The sequence below is a fragment of the Variovorax gracilis genome (assembly GCF_030317115.1).
GTDB lineage: Bacteria > Pseudomonadota > Gammaproteobacteria > Burkholderiales > Burkholderiaceae_C > Variovorax > Variovorax gracilis.
Window position 1 is genome coordinate 110,794 of sequence record NZ_JASZYF010000008.1, and the last position, 19,166, is coordinate 129,959.

Here is a 19,166-nt window from a genome sequence, read left to right on the forward strand (position 1 = left end):
GGTGCACCATGCGGCGATGGCAAGCGGCCAAGCCCTATCGATAACCCTGTGAGAGTGACGCCATGGAGACAACCCAGCTTCCCGACCGCCCGCAGCAAGCGCTGCACGAGTACCTGCGCACGCATGCGCGCGAGCGGGGCGACCACCCGGCCTGCATCTGGTACGGACAAGCCTTCAGCTACACCGAGCTGGACGCCGCCAGCGATGCCTTCGCTGCGAGGCTGCAGGCCATCGGCGTGCGCAAGGGCGATCCGGTGGTGCTTTTCCTCAACAACTGCCCGCAGTACCTGGCGGCGCACTATGGCATCCAGAAGATCGGCGCCATCGTGTGCCCGAGCGGTCCGCTCAACAAGGAGCACGAGCTGGCCTACCAGGTCAACGACCTGAAGGCACGCGTGATCGTCGCGGCCTCGTCGCTGATGCCGGTGGTCGACAAGGTCCGCGCGGCGAGCGCGCTCGAACACGTGTTCGTCGTGCACTACGCCGACCTGCTGCCGGCGACGACGACGATCGACCTGCCAGCCGACCTCGCTGCCGCGCAGCGCGAAGCGCGCAACGTGCCGTCGGATTGCGAGGATTTCCTGGCCGTGATGAAGAGCGGCAAGCGCCCGACGCCCGTCGAAGTCTCCCTCGACGACGTCGCGCTGATGACCTACACCTCCGGCACCACCGGTCTGCCCAAGGGCGCGATGCTGAGCTACGGCAATGCGCTCTTCAAGACGCGCGCCGCCGCCGATTGCAATGGTGTGACCGGCAGCGACGTGCTGTTGTCGATCGCGCCGCTCTATCACATCGCCGGCATGCTGATGGGCGTCAATGTGCCGGTGTTCACGGGTGCGACCTCGGTGCTTCTGCATCGCTTCGAGCCGCGCGCCGCGTTGCAGGCGATCGATCGCTACAGGGTGAGCTGGTGGTACAGCATCGCGCCGATGAACGTGGCCTGCATGCAGGTGGAAGGCATTGCGGGCTTCGACCTGTCGAGCCTGCGCATGAACCCCGTCACCAGCTTCGGAATCACCTTCACGGAGCCGCTCGCGCAGCAATGGCGCGGCTTCGCGAACAACTGCAGTTCCTTCGAAGCCGCCTATGGCCTCAGCGAAACGCACACCTGCGACACCTACACGCCGCATCACGCGCCGCGCTGGGGCACGCAGGGCATCGCGGTGCCGGGCGTGACGATCCGCATCATCGACACCGACACTGGCGAACAAAGGCCGGTGGGCGAGGTCGGCGAGATCGTGCTCACGAGCGCGGGGTCCTTCAAGGGCTACTGGAACAAGCCCGAGGCCACTGCCGCAACGCTTCGCAACGGATGGGTGCACACCGGCGACATGGGCAAGCTCGATGCGGATGGTTACCTCACCTTCATCGGCCGCTTCAAGGAAATGATCAAGGTGTCGGGCTACAGCGTGTTCCCCGAGGAGGTCGAGACCATCCTCATCAAGCATCCCGCCGTGGCGCAGGCCGCGGTCATCGCGCAGCCCGATGCGGACAAGGGCGAAGTGGTCAAGGCCTTCATCGTGAAGAAGCCGGGCACCGAGCTCGGTGCGGACGCATTGATCGCCTGGTCGCGCGAGAACATGGCCAGCTACAAGGCGCCGCGCGCGGTGCGCTTCATCGATGCACTGCCCACCACCGGCGCCGGCAAGGTGCTGCGCCGCCTTTTGAAGGATTGAACGGATGATGAAGAAGGTCCTGATTGCCAATCGCGGCGAGATCGCCGTGCGGCTGGTGCGCGCGCTGCGCGATCTCGGCATCGCGAGCGTCGCCGTCCATGCGAAGGACGATGCCGCCGCACTGCATGTGCAACTGGCCGACACGGCCGTGGCGCTGGGCGCAACGGGCCCTTCGGCCTATCTCGACATGGCAGCGCTGATTGCCGTCGCACGCGATCACGGATGCGATGCGGTGCACCCCGGCTATGGCTTCCTGAGCGAGCGTGCCGACTTCGCGCAGGCCTGCGCGGATGCGGGGTTGCGATTCATCGGCCCGACGCCGCAACAGCTGGTGCTGTTCGGCGACAAGGCGCGCGCTCGCGCGCTGGCCGAGCAGTGCGATGTGCCGGTGATGCCGGGCAGCGCCGGTGCGGTGACCCTGGCCGAGGCGCAGGCGTTCTTCTCGGCTCAGCAGGCCGAGGGCGCCGGCGTGATGGTCAAGGCCATTGGCGGCGGCGGCGGACGCGGCATGCGGGCGGTGCTGAATGCGGCCGACCTGCCGGAAGCGCACGCACGCTGCATGTCCGAAGCCAAGGCGGCCTTCGGTGTCGAAGGCGTCTATGTCGAACGCCTGATGCGCAATGCGCGGCACATCGAAGTGCAGGTGCTGGGCGACGGCCATGCGGTGGCGAGCCTCGGCGAGCGCGAGTGCACGCTGCAGCGGCGCTTCCAGAAACTGGTCGAGATTGCGCCGAGCCCTTCGTTGCCCGAAGCGCTGCGGGAGCAGGTCACGCAGGCTGCACTGCGCATGGCGAAGGCCGTGGGCTACCAGAGCCTGGGTACCTTCGAATTCCTGGTCGATGAACATTCGACGAAGCTGCCCTACGTGTTCATCGAGGCCAATCCGCGCTTGCAGGTCGAGCACACGGTGACGGAAGCGGTCACGGGGCTCGACCTGGTCCAGTTGCAGGTCGGCGTGGCGAACGGCCAGACTCTGGCGGACCTGGGCATCGACACCCAGCGCACGGCGGCGCAGCGTGGCTTCGCGGTGCAGTGGCGCATCAATGCCGAGACGCTCGATGTGCAAGGCAACGCGCGGCCTTCGGGCGGCACGCTGGCGCGCTTCGATCTGCCGGCTGGTCCGGGTGTCCGCGTCGATTCGCACGGCTATGCGGGCCTGGCGCCCTCGCCGCACTACGACACGCTGCTGGCCAAGCTGATCGTTCACTCATCGTCGCCGCGCTTCGCGGACGTGGTGCGGCGATCGCTGCGCGCGCTGGAGGAGTGCCACATCGACGGCATCGCGACCAACCTGGCATTGCTGCGCGCGATCGGCACGCGGCCCGAATTCGAGACGCAGGCGGTGCACACGCGCTTCGTGGAGGCGCATCTGGCAGATCTGCTGGCGGCTGCCGCGCACATCGGTGATGCGGCCATGAAGGCCGCGCGGCCTGCCGTGTCCAGAAGCGAAGTGGCGGCGCCGTCGCAGGATGACGATGACGGCCTCGTCGTGAAGGCGCCGATGCCCGCCAAGCTGGTACAGCTCGAAGTGGATGTCGGCGACATCGTGCCGGCCGGGGCGCAACTCGGCGTGCTCGAAGCAATGAAGATGGAGCACCTTCTGCACGCACCGCTTGCGGGCCGCGTCGTCGCCTTGCTCTCGCAGCCCGGCGACTATCTGGTCGAAGGGCAGTCGCTGGTCAAGCTCGAAGCGGTGGACGCCCACGCGGTCGAAGCGGAAGCGCTTGCGGAACGCGACCTCGACGAGATCCGCCCCGACCTGCAGAAGGTGATCGACCGCCACGCACCGACGCTCGACGCGAACCGGGCGGCCGCGGTGGCAAAGCGCCGAGCGCAGGGAGGCCGCACCGCGCGCGCCAACATCGCCGACTTGTGCGAGTTGGCCGACGACCCCGGCAACTTCACCGAGTACGGCGCGCTCGCGATCGCGGCGCAGACGCGCCGCCGCACGTTGGAGGACCTGATCGCCAACACGCCGGCCGACGGCATGGTGACCGGCATCGGCAGCATCAACGCGAAGCAGTTCGGCCCCGAGAAGTCGCGCTGCGTGGTCATGTCCTACGACTACACCGTGCTCGCGGGCACGCAGGGCATGCGCAACCATCACAAGACCGACCGCATGCTCGGCATCGCGCACCAGTTGCAATTGCCGGTGGTGCTGTTCGCCGAAGGCGGTGGCGGCCGCCCCGGCGATACCGACATGCCGATCGTCGCCGGGCTGAACAACCACACCTTCAGCCAGTTCGCGGCACTGTCGGGCAAGGTGCCGGTGGTGGGCATCGTGCACGGGCGCTGCTTCGCGGGCAATGCGGCGCTGCTGGGATGCGCCGACGTGATCATCGCGACGGAGTCGAGCAACATCGGCATGAGCGGCCCCGCGATGATCGAAGGCGGCGGCCTCGGCACCTTCGCACCGGAGCAGATCGGGCCCAGCAGCGTTCAGTCGCGCAATGGCGTGATCGACATCCTCGTGAAGGACGAGGCGCACGCCGTCGCCGCCGCCAAGCAATACATCTCGTACTTCCAGGGGCCGACGAGCGATTGGGAATGCGCTGATCAGCGAGCGTTGCGTCATGCGGTGCCGGAAAACCGGTTGCGCGTCTATGACGTGCGCGCCGCGATGCGGGGCGTCGTCGACACGGGATCGATGCTCGAACTGCGCGCCGGCTTCGGCGCCGGCATCGTGACGGCGCTGGCGCGAATCGAAGGCAAGCCAGTGGGGCTCCTCGCGAACAACCCGCACCATCTCGGCGGCGCGATCGACGTGGAGGCCGCCGACAAGGCCGCGCGCTTCATGCAGCTTTGCAACGCGCATGGACTGCCGCTGGTGTCGCTGTGCGACACGCCGGGCTTCATGGTCGGCCCCGAGATCGAGGCGCAGGCGCAGGTGCGCCATGTGTGCCGCATGTTCATGGTCGCATCGCACTTGCGGGTGCCGTACTTTGCCGTGGTGCTGCGCAAGGGCTACGGGCTCGGCGCGCAGGCGATGACGGCGGGCGGCTTCGATGCGCCGGTGTTCACCGTGGCGTGGCCCACGGGCGAGTTCGGCGCGATGGGACTCGAAGGCGCGGTGCGTCTCGGCTTCCGCAAGGAGCTCGAAGCCGCGGCCGAGGGCGCCGAGCGCGACGCGCTGTTCAAGAAGCTGGTCGCGCAGCAGTACGCCAACGGCGAGGCGATCCACATGGCGCAGACGCTGGAGATCGACGCGGTGATCGATCCGGCCGACACGCGGGCGTGGCTGGTGCGAGGGCTCGCTTCGGCCGCAGTGGCCCAGCGGCCGGCCACGGCGTACGTCGACACCTGGTAGGACGCTGCAAGAAGGGTCGACACAGCTCTACACAACACTTCGCTCGCGGCTTACAGGCAGTTCACATGGGGCAGGGAGGATGAAGCTTCCAACAACTCAAAGGAGTTACCCATGAAAAAACTCGCAATCTCTTTCGCGATGGGCGCCGCTTCCCTGTTGTCGCTGGGCGCCGTGATGGTGCCGACCGCGGCACAGGCGCAGGCCGTGGTCTCGGTCCGCGTGGCGCCGCCGCCGGCACGCTATGAGCGCGTGCCCCCGCCGCGTCCGGGTTATGTCTGGGCTCCCGGCCACTATGAGTGGAACCACGGCCGCTATGTCTGGAATCGCGGCAACTGGATGCGTGCAAGGGAGGGCTATGCGTACCGCGCGCCGCAATGGCAGGAGCGCGGTGGCCACTGGGAATACCAGGCCGGGCGCTGGGACAACGACCGTGACGGCGTGCCGAACCGGTATGACCGCAAGCCGAACAATCCCTCGCGAAGCTGAGGCGGGTGACCGGCCTTCAGGCTGAGCGAAAAGCCGGCCATGCGGAATGCATGGGCCGGCTTTTTTTATCTGTGCTGAAAGGATCGGCTCAGAAGAGCTTGAACACCAGCGGCATCAGCAAGGCCGCGAGCACCACCTGCATTCCCAGCGCGAGACCGGCATAGGCGCCGGCATCGGCATCGACATGAAGCGCCCGGGCCGCGCCGATGCCGTGCGCGGCGGTGCCCAGCCCGAAACCGCGCGCGGCGAAGCCCTGGGCGCTGGTGCTGATGCGGAGCGCGTCAAAGAGGTACTTGCCCGAGAGCGCGCCGATCATCCCGGTGAGCACCGCGAACACGGCCGAGAGCGCCGGGATGCCGCCGATCTTCTCCGCGATGCCCATCGCCACCGGTGCCGTCACCGACTTGGGCGCGAGCGACAGGACGACGTCGTGCGGCAGGCCCATCGCCCAGCCGAGCGCCACGGCCGACCCGCCCGCGGCAGCGCCGCCGAGCAGCGAAGCAAGCAGCAACCGCCCGAAGCGCGCGCGCAACTCGGCACGACGCTGCCACAGCGGCCATGCCAGTGCGACGACGGCCGGGCCCAACAGGAAGTGGATGAACTGCGCGCCTGCGAAGTAGGTCGGGTAGTCCACATGCGTGAGCAGCAATCCGCTCGCCAGCACCACCACCGACCACAGCACCGGGTTGGCCCACGGCGCGCCGCCGGCCTTCATGTATGCCGCGTTCGCAAGCAAGTACACGACCAGCGTGGCGGTCAGCCCGAACAGCGGCGTGGCGGAAAGATAGATCCAGAGTTCGACGAAGCGGGGCATGCGCTCAGGCCTCTCGCTTGCGGTCGGGCCAGTAGAGCACCAGCGCGGTGACGCCGAGTCCGATCCACGTCGACAGCGCGATGATGACCAGCATGCGGCCGCCGTACTGACCCAGCAGCGCGAGGTGCGTCATGACGCCGACGCCGACCGGCACGAAGAGCAGCGAGAGATGTGTCAGCAGAAAGCCCGCGCATTCGGCCACCGGCTTGCGCACGACTTCGAAGCGAAGTCCCGCGAGCATCAGCATCATGCCGAGCACCGGCCCGGGCAAAGGAAGCGACAAGCCGCGTGAAAGCAACTCCCCTACCGACTGGAACACCAACAACCAGGCCATGCCGCGCAAGCCATTCATTGGCCCACCCCCAGGCTTGCCCACTGCGTGTGGCCGCCCACCCCCTTCGAGGGGGCGTCGCCTGCGGCCCGGCAAAGCCGGTTCCGCGGCAACCTCCGTTTGGGTGTATTCATTTCAGAAGCGGGGGAGATCGGCGAAGGGCTGTGCCTGTCCGCCGCGGAACACTTGCTTGCCGTACTCCGCACAGCGCTGCAGCGTGGGGATGACCTTGCCGGGGTTCAGCAGTCCGGCCGGATCGAAGGCGCGCTTGACGCCGAACATCTGCTCGTTCTCGGCGGCGGTGAACTGAACGCACATGCTGTTGAGCTTCTCGACGCCCACGCCGTGCTCGCCCGATACCGTCCCGCCCATGGCGACGCTGGTCTCCAGGATGTCCGCACCGAAGAGTTCGCAGCGATGCAGTTCGTCCGGGTCGTTGGCATCGAACAGCACCAGCGGATGCAGGTTGCCATCGCCCGCGTGGAACACGTTGCAGCAGCGCAGGTTGTACTTCTTCTCCATCTCCTGGATGGCGAGCAGGATGTCGGCCAGGCGCTTGCGCGGGATGGTCGAGTCCAGGCACATGTAGTCGGGGCTGATGCGGCCGGAGGCCGGGAAGGCGTTCTTGCGGCCGCTCCAGAACTTGAGGCGCTCGTCCTCGTTCTCGCTCACCGCGATGGCCGTCGCTCCGCAGCCGCGCAGGACGTCGGTCATGCGGCCGATTTCCTCCTCGACTTCCTCGGGCGTGCCGTCGGATTCGCAAAGGAGGATCGCCGCGGCCTCCAGGTCGTAGCCCGCGCGCACGAAATCCTCGACGGCGGCGGTCATCGGCTTGTCCATCATCTCCAGGCCGGCGGGGATGATGCCGGCGGCGATCACGGCGGCCACGGCGTCGCCCGCTTTGCGCACGTCGTCGAAGCTGGCCATGATGCAGCGCGCCAACTGCGGCTTGGGCACGAGCTTGACGGTGACCTCGGTCGTCACTGCCAGCATGCCTTCGCTGCCGATCACGAGCGCCAGCAGGTCGAGCCCGGCGCAGTCGAGCGCCTCGCCGCCGAATTCGACAGGGTCGCCCTCGGCCGTGAAACCGCGCACGCGCAGCACGTTGTGCAGCGTCAAGCCGTACTTGAGGCAGTGCACGCCGCCCGAGTTCTCCGCCACGTTGCCGCCGATGGTGCAGGCGATCTGGCTCGAAGGATCGGGCGCGTAATAGAGGCCGAAGGGGGCCGCCGCCTCGCTGATCGCGAGATTGCGCACGCCGCATTGCACGACGGCGGTGCGGCTGACCGGGTCGACCTTGAGGATGCGGTTGAACTTGGCGAGCGAGAGCGTCACGCCCACGGCATTGGGCATCGCGCCGCCGGACAGTCCCGTGCCCGCGCCGCGCGCCACGACCGGCACGCCGAGCGAATGGCAGGTCTTGAGCACGGCCTGGACCTGGGCCTCGTCCTCTGGCAGCGCGACCACCAGGGGCCTTTGCCGGTAGGCGGTGAGGCCGTCGCATTCGTAGGGCGTGGTGTCTTCGTCGTTGGACAGCACCGCATGCGACGGCAGACTGGCCCGCAAGGCACTCACGACCCTGGCTCGAAGCTCCGTGCGGGCGGGCGAAGCGACCGGGGGTTCCACCGTCTCAGTGTTCATGCCGCCATTGTGTACGCCTTGGTCGATGAAGGCGCCGATCCGAAGCTGAAAACACCGGCCGCGGCGAGCTTGCCGGCTTCCGCCCGCACCACGTCGGCGACCACGGCGATGGCCGAGTTCTGCGCCCGTTCGATGCGCGTCGCCAGCATCAGCATGCGGTGCAACTGCACGCCGGAGACTTCGGACAGGCGCACGGTGTCCATGCGCTGTTCCTTGAAGACCGACACCGGCATGACGGTTGCCCACCGCCCCTGCCGCACCAGCTCGCGGATGGCATCGACCGAGTCGATCTCGGCCTGGATGTTCAGGCGTGTCCCGAGGGGAGCGAGGGTGCGCTCCACGATGCCGCGATGCAGCCGTGTCATCAGCAGCGGCACCTTCGCAAGCGTGGCCAGCGGCACCACCGGCGGCATGTTGCGATCCGCGGGTGTGATGAGCGCGAAGGGTTCGGCCAGCAGCGGCTGATGGGCGAGGGTGCGGTTGGGCTCGGGGTTGGTGACCACGGCCATGTCGATCCGTCCGCGTTCCAGGCTTTCCAGCAGTTGCGGCGTGAACGCCTCGCGCACGACCAGCCGGACGCCGGCCAGGCCGTGGTGGCAGCGCTCGAACACGCCCGGCAGCAGGACCCGGGTGAGCGTGGGCGACACGCCGAGCACGACGGTGGACTCCGAGGTCGCATCGCCGCTCGTCAGCAGTTGGCGTACGCGCGCCGATTCGGCCAGCATGCGCTGCGCGGATTCGTAGAGCGTCGCGCCTTCCTGCGTCAGCCGCACGCCGCGCGGGCCGCGCTGCAGCAACTGCACGCCCAGTTCCGCCTCCAGGTCGCGCAACTGGCGGGTCAGCGCGGATTGGGCGATGGACAGCGCCGTGGCCGCCGCCGTGAAGCCGCCAGCGTCCGCGATGGCGACGAAATAGCGCAGGGTCCGAAGATTCATGGCGGGCGCCTTGGGGTTGAGCAATCGCAGAATGATATGGCTGCGAACCGATTCGGCATTGGACGTTGGTGCGCCCCTTACCTAGACTGCGTCCGAAATCATTAGCACGGAGACAAGGCCGGGGCGCGGCGCGCTGCGGAAGCCCCGCCAAGAAGAATGACGACCGATAGCAAAAGCATATGGATTTCCAGTGAGCGCCTGAAGCGCTTCACAGCCGCCGCGCTGGTGCGTGTCGGCCTGCCGGCCGCCGACGCCGACTGCGTCGCCGGGCTCATGGCCGAGGCCGACCTCCAGGGCTCGGACGGCCACGGGATCATCCGGCTGCCGCAGTACGTGCAGCGCATCGAGTCGGGCGGCATCAATGTCCGTCCCGATATCCGCGTGGTCGAGGAGCGCGCCGCCATGGCGGTGGTGGACGGCGACAACGGCATGGGCCATCTCGTGGTGTCGCAGGCGGTGCGCATCGCGATCGAGAAGGCGCGCAGTGCGGGGGTCGCCTGGGTGGGCACGCGCCACAGCAACCACGCAGGGCCGGCCTCGCTCTACGCGCGCATGCCGGTGGCGCACGACATGATCGGGCTGTACTTCGCGGTCGGCAATGCCAACCACCTGCCGCCTTGGGGCGGCATGGAGATGCTGCTGTCGACCAACCCGATCGCCGCCGGCATTCCTGCCGGCGAGGAGCCGGCCGTGGTGCTGGACATGGCGACCACCGTCGCGGCCTACGGCAAGGTGAAGGCCAAGGCGAAGCGGGGCGAGCAGATGCCCGAAGGCTGGATGATCGACCGCGAAGGGCGCCCGCTCACCGACCCCCGGCGCGCACACGAGGGCTTCCTGATGCCCATCGGGGGCCACAAGGGGTATGGCCTGGCGCTCATCGTGGGGCTGCTGGCGGGCACGCTGCAGGGCGCGGCGATGGGGCGCGACCTCGTCGACTTCAACGCCGACCACGTCACGCCGACCAACACCGGCCAGGCGATCCTGGTGATCGATCTGGCGGCCTTTGGTGGCGCGGGACCCTTCAAGGCGTCCGTCGATGCGCTGGTGCGCGACATTCGCAACAGCGAGCGCCTGCCGGGTGTCGAGCGCATCTGGCTGCCGGGCGAGCAGAGCCACGGCCGGCGTGCGGCGTACGAGAAGAGCGGCGTGCCGGTCGCGGCCGCGCTGGTCGACGATCTCGACCAGCTGGCCTCGCGCCTCGGCATCCCCGCGCTGCGCTGAACCGCAATGAAAAAGAACGGAGACAACCCCACATGACATTCCTGCAACGCCTCCTGGTCGCCGCGTGGATCAGCGCCGCGGCGATGGCTTCTTCGGCGCAGCCGGCCTTCCCGACCAAGCCGATCCGCATGGTGATCCCGCTCGCGGCGGGCAGCGCGGTGGACAACGGCGCGCGCGTGCTGACGCAGAAGATGGGCGTCGAACTGGGTCAGCCCTTCGTCCTCGAAAACATCCCGGGTTCCTCGGGCCTGATCGGCGCCGACCGCGTCGCGCATGCCGCGCCGGACGGCTACACCATCGGCGGCTTCAACGACAGCGTGCTGACGATGATTCCGCACATCTACCCCAAGGCCGGCTGGGACGCGCTGACCGATTTCGCGCCGATCTCGCTGGTCGGCACCATCGAGTGGGGCCTGGTGGTCCCGCCGGATTCGCCGCTTCGCACGGTGGAGGATTTCATCAAGGCAGCGAAGGCGTCGCCCGGCAAGCTCAACTTCGGCTCGGGCGGCAGCGGCAGCCCCCAGCACATCGCGATGGCGATGTTCGCCTCGCGCGCCGGCATCAGCGTGACGCATGTGCCGTACAAGGGCGCGACGCCGGCGGCGGTCGCGGTGGCCGGCGGGGAGGTCGACGCGGCTTTCCAGGGGTTGGGCACCGTCACTTCGCTGATCCAGGGCGGCAAGCTGCGCCTGCTGGCCGTGTCGACGCCGAAGCGCCTGCCGCAGTACCCGAACGTGCCGACGGTGGCCGAATCCGGGCTGCCGGACTTCTATTTCAACTCGTGGTTCGCGATGGTCGCGCCCAAGGGCACGCCGAAGGAGGTCATCGACCGGCTGCATGCAGCCATGCGCAGCGCGCTGGACGACCCGGACACCAACGCCAAGCTCGTCGGCCTGGGCATCACCGTGCGCGGCACCTCGCCGGAGGAATTCGGCCGCGCGATCGGCGAGCAGTACGCGCTCTACCGCAAGGTGATCCAGGCGAACAACATCAAGGCCGACTGAGCGGCCGGCTCAGCGGAAAACCACCGTCCGGTGGCCGTTCAGCAGCACGCGGTGCTCGCTGTGCCACTTGACGGCGCGCGCAAGCACCTGGCTCTCGGTGTCGCGGCCGCGCGCGGTCAGGTCTTCGACCGTGTCGGTGTGGTCGGCGCGCTCCACGTCCTGCTCGATGATCGGACCCTCGTCGAGGTCGGCCGTCACGTAGTGGGCGGTCGCGCCGATCAGCTTCACGCCGCGGTCGTGCGCCTGGTAGTAGGGCTTGGCGCCCTTGAAGCTGGGCAGGAAGGAATGGTGGATGTTGATGGCGCGCCCGGCAAGCTGGGTGCACAGATCGTTGCTCAGGATCTGCATGTAGCGCGCCAGCACCACCATTTCGGCGCCTTCGGCCTCGATGATCTCCAGTTGCTTCGCTTCGCCCTGCGCCTTGGTGGCGGCCGTCACCGGGATGTGGTGGAAGGGCACGTTGTAGCTGGCGGCCAACTGATAGAAGTCGCGGTGGTTCGAGATGATGGCGCGCACGTCGATGGCCAGCAGGCCGCTTTTCCAGCGGAACAGCAGATCGTTGAGGCAGTGGCCTTCCTTGCTGACCAGGATGACGGTCTTCATCGGCTCGGCGGCGGCATGCAGCTTCCAGCGCATGTCGAACTTCGAGGCCAGGTCCGCGATCTGCTCGCGCAGCGCGGTTTCGCTCTGGTCGCAGGCGAAGCGCACGCGCATGAAGAACAGGCCCGTGCCATGGTCGTTGTACTGCGCCGCTTCTTCGATATTGCCGCCGCGCTCGAGCAGGAAGCCGGAGACGGCATGGACGATGCCGGTGCGGTCGGGGCAGGAAAGGGTGAGGATGTACGCGGGATTCATAAGGCCGGCCATTGTCGCAGGCCCATCGCCGGGCGTCGCCGGTGCCAAAATGCCCGTTCCAGCAAGAACGAACCCGCAGGAGCGATTCATGGCCTTCAACGACTTCAGCATGGACAACCAGTGGTTGCCCTTCACCCCCAACCGCCACTTCAGGAAGGACCCGCGGGTCTTCGTGGCAGCGGACGGGATGGAGTTCACCACGCACGACGGGCGCAAGGTGATCGACGGCATCTCCTCGCTGTGGTGCGTGGGCGCAGGCCATAACCGCAAGCCGATCAACGAGGCGATCAAGAAGCAGCTCGACACGCTCGACTATGCGACGGCCTTCCAGGTCAGCAACGACAAGGCATTCAAGGCCGCAGAGACGATCGCCGCGATGGCGCCGGGCGACCTCAACAAGGTGCTGTTCTGCAATTCGGGCAGTGAAGCAGCCGACACCTCGCTGAAGGTCGCGCTGGCCTATCACCGCGCGCGCGGCGAGGGCCATCGCAACGTGTTCATCGGCCGCGAGAAGGGCTACCACGGCGTCGGTTTCGGTGGCATGTCGGTGGGCGGCATCCCGGGCAACCGCAAGGTGTTCGGCTCGGCCTTCCTGCCGCGCGTGGATCACATGCGATTCATCCACGACCCGGCGAACCACGCCTACATCCACAACCAGGAGCCGGTGTGGGCCGAGGACCCGCTGGCCGACCTGGAGCAGCGCATCCTGCCGCTGCACGACCCGAGCAACGTGGCGGCGATCATCGTCGAGCCCATCGCGGGCTCGGCCGGCTGGTACGTGCCCCCCAAGGGCTACCTGCAGAAGCTGCGCGAGATCTGCGACAAGCACGGCATCCTGCTGATCTTCGACGAGGTCATCACCGGCTTCGGGCGCATGGGCACCAACTTCGCGTCGGACTACTACGGCGTGGTGCCCGACATGCTCAACTTCGCCAAGTGCGTGACCAACGGCGTGATCCCGCTGGGCGGGGTGATCTGCCGCGACAAGCTCTACGACGAAATGATGAACACCTCGGCGCCGGAGCACGTCGTCGAGTTCTTCCACGGCTACACCTATTCGGGCCATCCGGTGGCTTGCGCGGCCGCGATCGCGACGCTCGAGCTGTTCCAGAAGGAGCAGCTGTTCGCGCGCGCCGGCGAGATGGGCAAGGTGCTGGGCGATGCGTTCCACAGCACTTTCAAGGGGCTGCCGAACGTCATCGGCATTCGCAGTCTCGGGCTGGCAGCGGCGGTCGAGCTGGCGCCGATCGCGGGCTCACCGGGCAAACGGGCCTACGACGTCTTCCTGGACTGCTATCACAAGGGTGCGCTGGTGCGGCCGGCGGGTGATGTGCTGGTCATCGCGCCGCCGTACATCGTCGAGAAGTCGCACATCGACACGCTGGTCAATACGCTGGCCGACGCCATCAGGAAGTCCGCCTGAGAACTGAATTCCCCAAGGGGCCGTGTCAGCCTTGGGGGCGGGCCGGCGCCTTGACGCCCGCGCAGTAGTCTTTCTCGGGCAGCGCCGGGGTCGCCCAGACGACGTCGAAGGCGCCGTCGGTGGCATCCGCCGGCCCCGCCCGCATCCGCACCACCTTGACCGACACGTCGGTCGGCATGTGCTGCGGCACGCCCAGCCGCTTGTTGCTGTGACCGGCGCCGCTCACCAGCAGCACTGTCTTGCCCGGCTGCTTCGCCTTGACGACGGCCTGGGCCATCGCGCGGTCGCGTGCGATCTGGATGCGGGTCATCGGGACGATCTGCGCTTCGGGCAGCAGGTTGCAATGGCCGCTGCGCACGGCCTCGCGCTGGGATGCGCGGGCGTCATCGTTCAATTGCGCGTCGAGCGAGACGTCGGACATTGCATCCTTCATGTGGGCGCGCTGCAGGTTGGCACCGACCACGGGCACGCCCGCGCGCACCGCCGCCATCACCACCGGCCCGTAGGCGGCCCAGGGCCAGCCCTTGTCGTTCCAGCTCAACGCGGCCTGGACCTGCGCTTCGCTCGCATCGGTCGGCAGATGGGCGGTGCTGTTGCCTTCCTCGGCCATCTCGATCGCAACCGCCGCCAGCCGGCCGCGCCCGGCCAGCGCCAGAACCGTTTCGCGCTCGATGACCTGGTGTTCGGACGCGTCGTGCTGTTCACCCAGCAGCAGGGCATCGGCGGGCAGCAGCGTCGCGACGCGGCGGTCGATCGGGGCATCGGCGGCGGGCGCGAAACCCGTGCAGCCGGAAAGCATCGCGGCACCGAGCAACGGCGCCATGCAGGACAGTGCGAAAGAGCGTCGAAAAAACATGCAGCCATACTAATGCTCGGCCTGAGCGCTCAGCCGCCGTCCTATTTCGATTCTTCCTGTCCGTGTCCCTCCGCTTCCCGATCCGTGTTCTTGCCACGCTCCTGCTCGCATTGGTGGCGGCTGGCGCGTGCGTGGCGCTGCGTACGCCGCTGCCCTGGATGATCGGCCCGCTGCTGGCGGTGTCCGTCGCCTCGATCGCCGGAGTGCCGACCGCGAGCCACACACCCTTGCGCAATGCGGGGCAGTGGGTCATCGGCGTCGCGCTGGGGCTTTATTTCACGCCGCAGGTGGTCTCCCTGGTTGCGAGCGTGTGGTGGGCGATTGCGCTCGCTATCGCCTGGGCGCTCGCGATGGGCTGGATCTTCGGGCTCTGGCTGCATCGCCTGCATGTGAAGCGCATGCCGCACATTCCGGTGCGCACGATGAGAGCCACGACTTACTTTTCGGGCGCGATCGGCGGCGCGTCGGAAATGACCTTGCTGGCCGAGCGCACTGGCGCCCGTACCGACCTGGTGGCCGCCGCGCACAGCCTGCGGGTAGTGCTGGTGACGATCCTGGTGCCGTTCGGGATGCAGTGGAGCGGCATGCACGGGCTGGAAATCAATGCGTCGAGCACCCGAGCGGTGCATGGCGGCGGCCTGGCCTTGCTTGCGATGGCGACCGGCATCGGCGGGCTCGCCATGCGCGCGACGGGCCGCACCAATCCGTGGTTCATGGGGCCCTTGCTGGTGGCGATGGGGCTCACCGTGGCCGGGCAGCAGTTGTCGGGCATACCCACGTGGCTCTCGAATGCCGCTCAGCTGGTGATCGCCGTGAGCCTCGGCGCCCGATTCAGCCGGGAATTCCTGCACACGGCGCCGCGCTGGCTGGCGACGGTGGCGGTCGGGACGCTGGGCTTGATCGCGCTGTGCGGCGCGTTCGCATGGGGCTTGTCGCGGATGACCGGGTTGCATCCCGCGACGATGATCCTGGGAACCTCCCCGGGCGGGATCGCCGAGATGTCGATCACCGCGAAGGTGCTTCAACTCGGCGTGCCGGTGGTCACGGCGTTCCAGGTCTGCCGGCTGGTGGCTGTGCTGCTGATCGTCGGCCCGATGTACGGGTGGGTGGAGCGCCGGGAGCGCCGCGGCGCTCAGTGAACCAGAACGGGGGTGTGCGCCAGCTCGGCGTAGCCCTCGAGGGTGTCTTCCACTTCTTCCTGGGTCGGCGTGTTGAGCTGCCAGGCCGCAATCTGCTGCTGGAAAAGCTCGGCCCACGAGCCGTCGAGGTAAACCTCTTTGCCCGAGCGCTTGTCGACGATCTCGAAGCCGTGGCGCGCCAGCACCGGCAGGTGGGGCGCCACGGGCGCTTCGCCTTCCGTCGGCTGCACGTGCACGACGACGAACGAGTCGGAGTCGTAAAGCATTTGCATTTCGGGTCCTGTGAGGATGTCGATGGCGTTCATGGTGGTTAGATAGCAATCAACGCGCCAGTTTCAATATCGATCGTTGCGTTGTAGGCACTTGGCTGTATCTTTTTGTTTCTCCGATGCTAATGGCTAGTTCGAAGGCCGCAACGGTACTTGTTCACGCAGTTGCATGTCGGCGAAGTCGCCGCCGGCCTGGGTGAGCCTGAGGCGCACGGGGAGATAGCCCAGCTCGGGCGCCAGCCACACCTCGACCTTGTCGTCGAAGGGCAGGCGCGGGTTGCGGGTCAGTTTTCGCACCGTGAAATTGCCGGCGGGCACGCTCAGCTGTTCCTCTTCGCCGACGTTGAAGGTCCAGATCTCGGCATCGCGCGGACCGACCGTCTGGACGGCGATCACCGACCCCGGCGGGTAGCGCGGTGGGTCTCCGGCCAGCAGGGCGCCCAGTTGCATCAATACGCTCAATCGGTCCTGCGCGCCCGCCAGGAGCATCACGCTGGGCGTGTTGTTGCTGAACACGACCAGGCCCTGGTCCCTCGCGAAGTGCGAGGCGACTTCGGTCTTGCGCTTGTCCGAAAAGCGCAGCGGCTCGATGCCCGTCTTGCCGATCGCGCCGGTGCTCGTCCAGCGGCGCAGCGTCTTGAACAGGAAAGTGAGCGAGAGATGGGCGTCGTAGCGCTCTCCGTCCTGCAGCCAGGCCAGTTCGCCGAAGACGCCTGACATCGGTGTCGTGCCCACCTGGGCGGTCGCCGCGAAAGCCAGCCGCACGGAACCCGGAATGTGCAGGGGCACGGCGCCCGGCATGTTGGCCGCGGAGGCTTCGTTGGCTGCGGCGGCTTCGGCTGTGCCAACGTCGCCCGCACCCGCGGTGGATGCACCAGGGTCGGTAGCGCCCGGCGACACCGGCCCTTCGGCGCCCCCTGTATCGATGGCGTTCTGCGCCAGCAGGTCCTGCGGCGTGTGTTCATGCGTGGGCTTCGGCGCAGACGCCGCGGGACGGGGAGGGCGGGCGGCCGCCGTCCTCGGAGGCGCCGGCCGGGGCGGCGGCTTGGCCTCCGCCTCCGGTATCGCAGGCGCGGCCGCGGGCGGCGGCGCGATGACGATGGTCCGCGTGGTGAACGTGTTGTCCAGCGGCGCCTGCCGGGTGCCCACGGTGACCGGCGTGACACCCAGCAAGGCCAGGTGCGCGGCGACCACGGCCAAGGTCAGCAACGCCAGTGCGCGCCAGGGCAGGCGCGCATCGTCGGGTCCGGCAGGGGAGGCGAGCGAGGGCATCAGAGGTGTGGATCAGGCGCCGCCCGCGAGGTTCACCTCGGTACACTGCCGCCCGTCCAACCAGTTTAGTAGCGATGCCGCGCCGGCATCCGCCGCCACCATGAAACTCGCCACCCTCAAAGACGGTTCGCGCGACGGCCAGCTCGTCGTCGTCTCGCGCGATCTCGCCAGCGCCCACTACGCCACCGGCATCGCCAGCCGAATGCAGCAGGTGCTCGACGACTGGGGCTTCATGAGCCCGCAACTGCAGGATCTGTACGATGGGCTCAACGCGGGACGCGCGCGGCACGCCTTTCCTTTCGACCCCGTCCAATGCATGGCGCCGCTGCCGCGCGCCTACCAGTGGGCCGACGGCTCGGCCTACATCAACCACGTGGAACTGGTGCGCAAGGCGCGCAACGCTGAAGTGCCCGACAGCTTCTATATCGATCCGCTGATGTACCAGGGCGGCAGCGACGACTTCATCGGCCCCTGCGATCCGGTCGTGGTCGCCAGCGAAGCCTTCGGCATCGACTTCGAGGCCGAGATCGCCGTCATCACCGGCGACGTGAGAATGGGCGCCACGCCCGCGCAGGCGTTGGACGGCATCCGCCTCGTGATGCTTGCCAACGACGTGAGCCTGCGCAACCTGATCCCCGCCGAGTTGGCCAAGGGCTTCGGCTTTTTCCAGAGCAAGCCTGCCACGGCGTTCAGCCCCGTGGCCGTCACGCTCGACGAGTTGGGCGATGCCTGGCAGGGCGGCCGCGTGCACCTCACGCTGCAAAGCACGTGGAACGGCCGCAAGGTCGGCATGTGCGACGCGGGCGACGAAATGACCTTCCACTTCGGCCAACTCGTCGCGCACATCGCCAAGACGCGCAACGTGCGCGCCGGCAGCATCGTCGGCAGCGGCACGGTGAGCAACAAGGGTTTCGAGCCGAAGGGCGGACGCATGGAATGGCCCAAGGGCTACAGCTGTATCGCCGAGAAGCGGTGCATCGAGACCATCCAGGACGGCCAGCCCAGCACCGAGTTCATGAAGTACGGCGACACCATCCGGATCGAGATGAAGGGGAAGGATGGACAGACGATCTTCGGGGCGATCGATCAGGAAGTGGTGGCACCTGGGACGGGCAAGTAGCGCCCTACACACTTGCGCCGCGCAGCAGGTCTTTCAGGCTGCCGATCCCCAGCCTCCGGAACGCGCGGTACTGATGCGTCCGCACCGTGGTGAGTTCGATGCCGATCTCGCGCGCCGCTTCCTTGCCCGTCTTGCCGGCCAGCAGATGGCCGATCACCTCGCGTTCGCGCAGGCTCAGGACCAGCAGGCGCGAAGCCAGGGACGGCTCCACCGCCTCGCGCGCCGCCACGGCGATGCGGCCGTGCGCGGCGGTGGCGTCCGCCAGCAGTGCGGCGTGCGTTTCAAGCAAGCTGAAATCCGTCGGGCCGAAGTCGGGCTGCGCGAGGCTGCGATAGAAGCTCACCGCGGCGCGCTGGCCGGTCGGCAACAGGAGCAGCACCGAAGCGCGCTCGCGGATGCCGACGTCGCCGTAGCAGGCCGCGCGGTAGGCGGGGTCGGCCACCTCCTCGGCGTGCTGGTGGCCCAGCCACAGTTGCGGGCGCTTCGGCAGCTTGCGCGCGGCGAGCCAGGCCATGTTGGGGTCGAGCAGGTCGAAACGCTGGGCTACGTAGCGCTCGGCCGTGCGCTCCGCAGTGTTGCCGTAGGAACTGGCGGCTGAGACGGTTTCGATGCGGCCCGTCGCACTCACCGCGAACACGGTGCAGAAAGTCACCGGCAGCACGCGATGCATGGCGACGAGATAGCTGGCGGCGAGGTGCGATGTGCCGATGCCCGCAAGCACGCCGCTGACGACGGGCGTTGACACGGCATGTTCGGCGCCATGGATGGGCCAGCGCTTCATCAGGTTCCCAGGGTTAACACTTCGTATGAAGTTACG

At 67.8% G+C, this 19,166-nt stretch carries 17 protein-coding genes; 8 read left to right on the top strand and 9 right to left on the bottom strand.

The window, feature by feature from the left end:
• The first annotated feature begins 62 nt into the window (after positions 1-62).
• From QTH97_RS17420 to QTH97_RS17430, 3 genes are all read left to right on the top strand, one after another.
• The gene (locus QTH97_RS17420; RefSeq protein WP_286569635.1) at positions 63-1,676 is read left to right on the top strand and encodes an AMP-binding protein; all 1,614 of its coding nucleotides are present in this window, start codon (positions 63-65) and stop codon (positions 1,674-1,676) included.
• A gap of 4 nt (positions 1,677-1,680) precedes the next feature.
• Positions 1,681-4,983 (top strand): carboxyl transferase domain-containing protein, encoded by a 3,303-nt coding sequence (locus QTH97_RS17425; protein WP_286569636.1) that lies wholly within the window; start codon positions 1,681-1,683, stop codon positions 4,981-4,983.
• A 111-nt stretch (positions 4,984-5,094) separates the two neighbouring features.
• Positions 5,095-5,469 carry a YXWGXW repeat-containing protein gene (locus tag QTH97_RS17430; RefSeq protein ID WP_286569637.1) on the top strand — a complete coding sequence of 125 codons (375 nt, stop codon included), beginning with the start codon at positions 5,095-5,097 and terminating at the stop codon, positions 5,467-5,469.
• An 88-nt stretch (positions 5,470-5,557) separates the two neighbouring features.
• On the opposite strand, the gene QTH97_RS17435 is transcribed toward QTH97_RS17430, so the two are convergent.
• The 4 genes from QTH97_RS17435 to QTH97_RS17450 all read right to left on the bottom strand — a co-directional run bounded on the left by QTH97_RS17435 (position 5,558) and on the right by QTH97_RS17450 (position 9,190).
• Positions 5,558-6,283: an LrgB family protein gene (locus QTH97_RS17435; RefSeq protein WP_286569638.1), complete on the bottom strand. Its 726-nt coding sequence runs from the start codon at positions 6,281-6,283 to the stop codon at positions 5,558-5,560.
• A 4-nt stretch (positions 6,284-6,287) separates the two neighbouring features.
• On the bottom strand, positions 6,288-6,635 hold the full coding sequence (locus QTH97_RS17440; RefSeq protein ID WP_286569639.1) for a CidA/LrgA family protein: 348 nt from the start codon (positions 6,633-6,635) through the stop codon (positions 6,288-6,290).
• A gap of 114 nt (positions 6,636-6,749) precedes the next feature.
• On the bottom strand, positions 6,750-8,255 hold the full coding sequence (locus tag QTH97_RS17445) for an FAD-linked oxidase C-terminal domain-containing protein (RefSeq protein ID WP_286569640.1): 1,506 nt from the start codon (positions 8,253-8,255) through the stop codon (positions 6,750-6,752).
• Positions 8,252-9,190, bottom strand: a complete 939-nt coding sequence (locus QTH97_RS17450; protein ID WP_286569641.1) for a LysR family transcriptional regulator — start codon at positions 9,188-9,190, stop codon at positions 8,252-8,254. Before QTH97_RS17450 ends, QTH97_RS17445 begins: the two co-directional genes overlap by 4 nt.
• Before the next feature lie 156 nt (positions 9,191-9,346).
• Between QTH97_RS17450 and QTH97_RS17455 the strand changes: the two genes are divergently transcribed.
• Both QTH97_RS17455 and QTH97_RS17460 read left to right on the top strand, forming a co-directional pair.
• Positions 9,347-10,411 (top strand): Ldh family oxidoreductase, encoded by a 1,065-nt coding sequence (locus tag QTH97_RS17455; protein WP_286569642.1) that lies wholly within the window; start codon positions 9,347-9,349, stop codon positions 10,409-10,411.
• Between the two features lie 32 nt (positions 10,412-10,443).
• Entirely contained in the window at positions 10,444-11,415 is a 972-nt protein-coding gene (locus QTH97_RS17460; RefSeq protein WP_286569643.1) for a Bug family tripartite tricarboxylate transporter substrate binding protein, read from the top strand.
• A gap of 9 nt (positions 11,416-11,424) precedes the next feature.
• Here the strand turns inward: QTH97_RS17460 and purU are convergent, their stop codons facing one another.
• On the bottom strand, positions 11,425-12,270 hold the full coding sequence (gene purU / locus QTH97_RS17465) for a formyltetrahydrofolate deformylase (RefSeq protein WP_286569644.1): 846 nt from the start codon (positions 12,268-12,270) through the stop codon (positions 11,425-11,427).
• A gap of 88 nt (positions 12,271-12,358) precedes the next feature.
• Here purU and aptA point away from each other — a divergent pair, with 88 nt between their 5' ends.
• Positions 12,359-13,693 (top strand): omega-aminotransferase AptA, encoded by a 1,335-nt coding sequence (gene aptA, locus QTH97_RS17470; protein ID WP_286569645.1) that lies wholly within the window; start codon positions 12,359-12,361, stop codon positions 13,691-13,693.
• A 25-nt stretch (positions 13,694-13,718) separates the two neighbouring features.
• Here the strand turns inward: aptA and QTH97_RS17475 are convergent, their stop codons facing one another.
• On the bottom strand, positions 13,719-14,549 hold the full coding sequence (locus QTH97_RS17475; RefSeq protein WP_286569646.1) for a ChaN family lipoprotein: 831 nt from the start codon (positions 14,547-14,549) through the stop codon (positions 13,719-13,721).
• Between the two features lie 62 nt (positions 14,550-14,611).
• Between QTH97_RS17475 and QTH97_RS17480 the strand changes: the two genes are divergently transcribed.
• The gene (locus QTH97_RS17480; protein WP_286569647.1) at positions 14,612-15,688 is read left to right on the top strand and encodes an AbrB family transcriptional regulator; all 1,077 of its coding nucleotides are present in this window, start codon (positions 14,612-14,614) and stop codon (positions 15,686-15,688) included.
• Here the strand turns inward: QTH97_RS17480 and QTH97_RS17485 are convergent.
• Both QTH97_RS17485 and QTH97_RS17490 read right to left on the bottom strand, forming a co-directional pair.
• Positions 15,682-15,993 carry a BTH_I0359 family protein gene (locus tag QTH97_RS17485; protein ID WP_081781478.1) on the bottom strand — a complete coding sequence of 104 codons (312 nt, stop codon included), beginning with the start codon at positions 15,991-15,993 and terminating at the stop codon, positions 15,682-15,684. The genes QTH97_RS17480 and QTH97_RS17485 overlap by 7 nt on opposite strands.
• A gap of 93 nt (positions 15,994-16,086) precedes the next feature.
• A complete protein-coding gene (locus QTH97_RS17490) occupies positions 16,087-17,229 on the bottom strand; it encodes a DUF3108 domain-containing protein (protein ID WP_286569648.1) in 1,143 nt (380 codons plus the stop codon).
• Positions 17,230-17,329: 100 nt separating this feature from the next.
• On the opposite strand from QTH97_RS17490, the gene QTH97_RS17495 reads away from it, so the two are divergent.
• Entirely contained in the window at positions 17,330-18,349 is a 1,020-nt protein-coding gene (locus tag QTH97_RS17495) for a fumarylacetoacetate hydrolase family protein (protein ID WP_286569650.1), read from the top strand.
• A gap of 4 nt (positions 18,350-18,353) precedes the next feature.
• Here the strand turns inward: QTH97_RS17495 and QTH97_RS17500 are convergent, their stop codons facing one another.
• A complete protein-coding gene (locus tag QTH97_RS17500) occupies positions 18,354-19,130 on the bottom strand; it encodes a LuxR C-terminal-related transcriptional regulator (RefSeq protein WP_286569652.1) in 777 nt (258 codons plus the stop codon).
• Between the last annotated feature and the right edge of the window lie 36 nt (positions 19,131-19,166).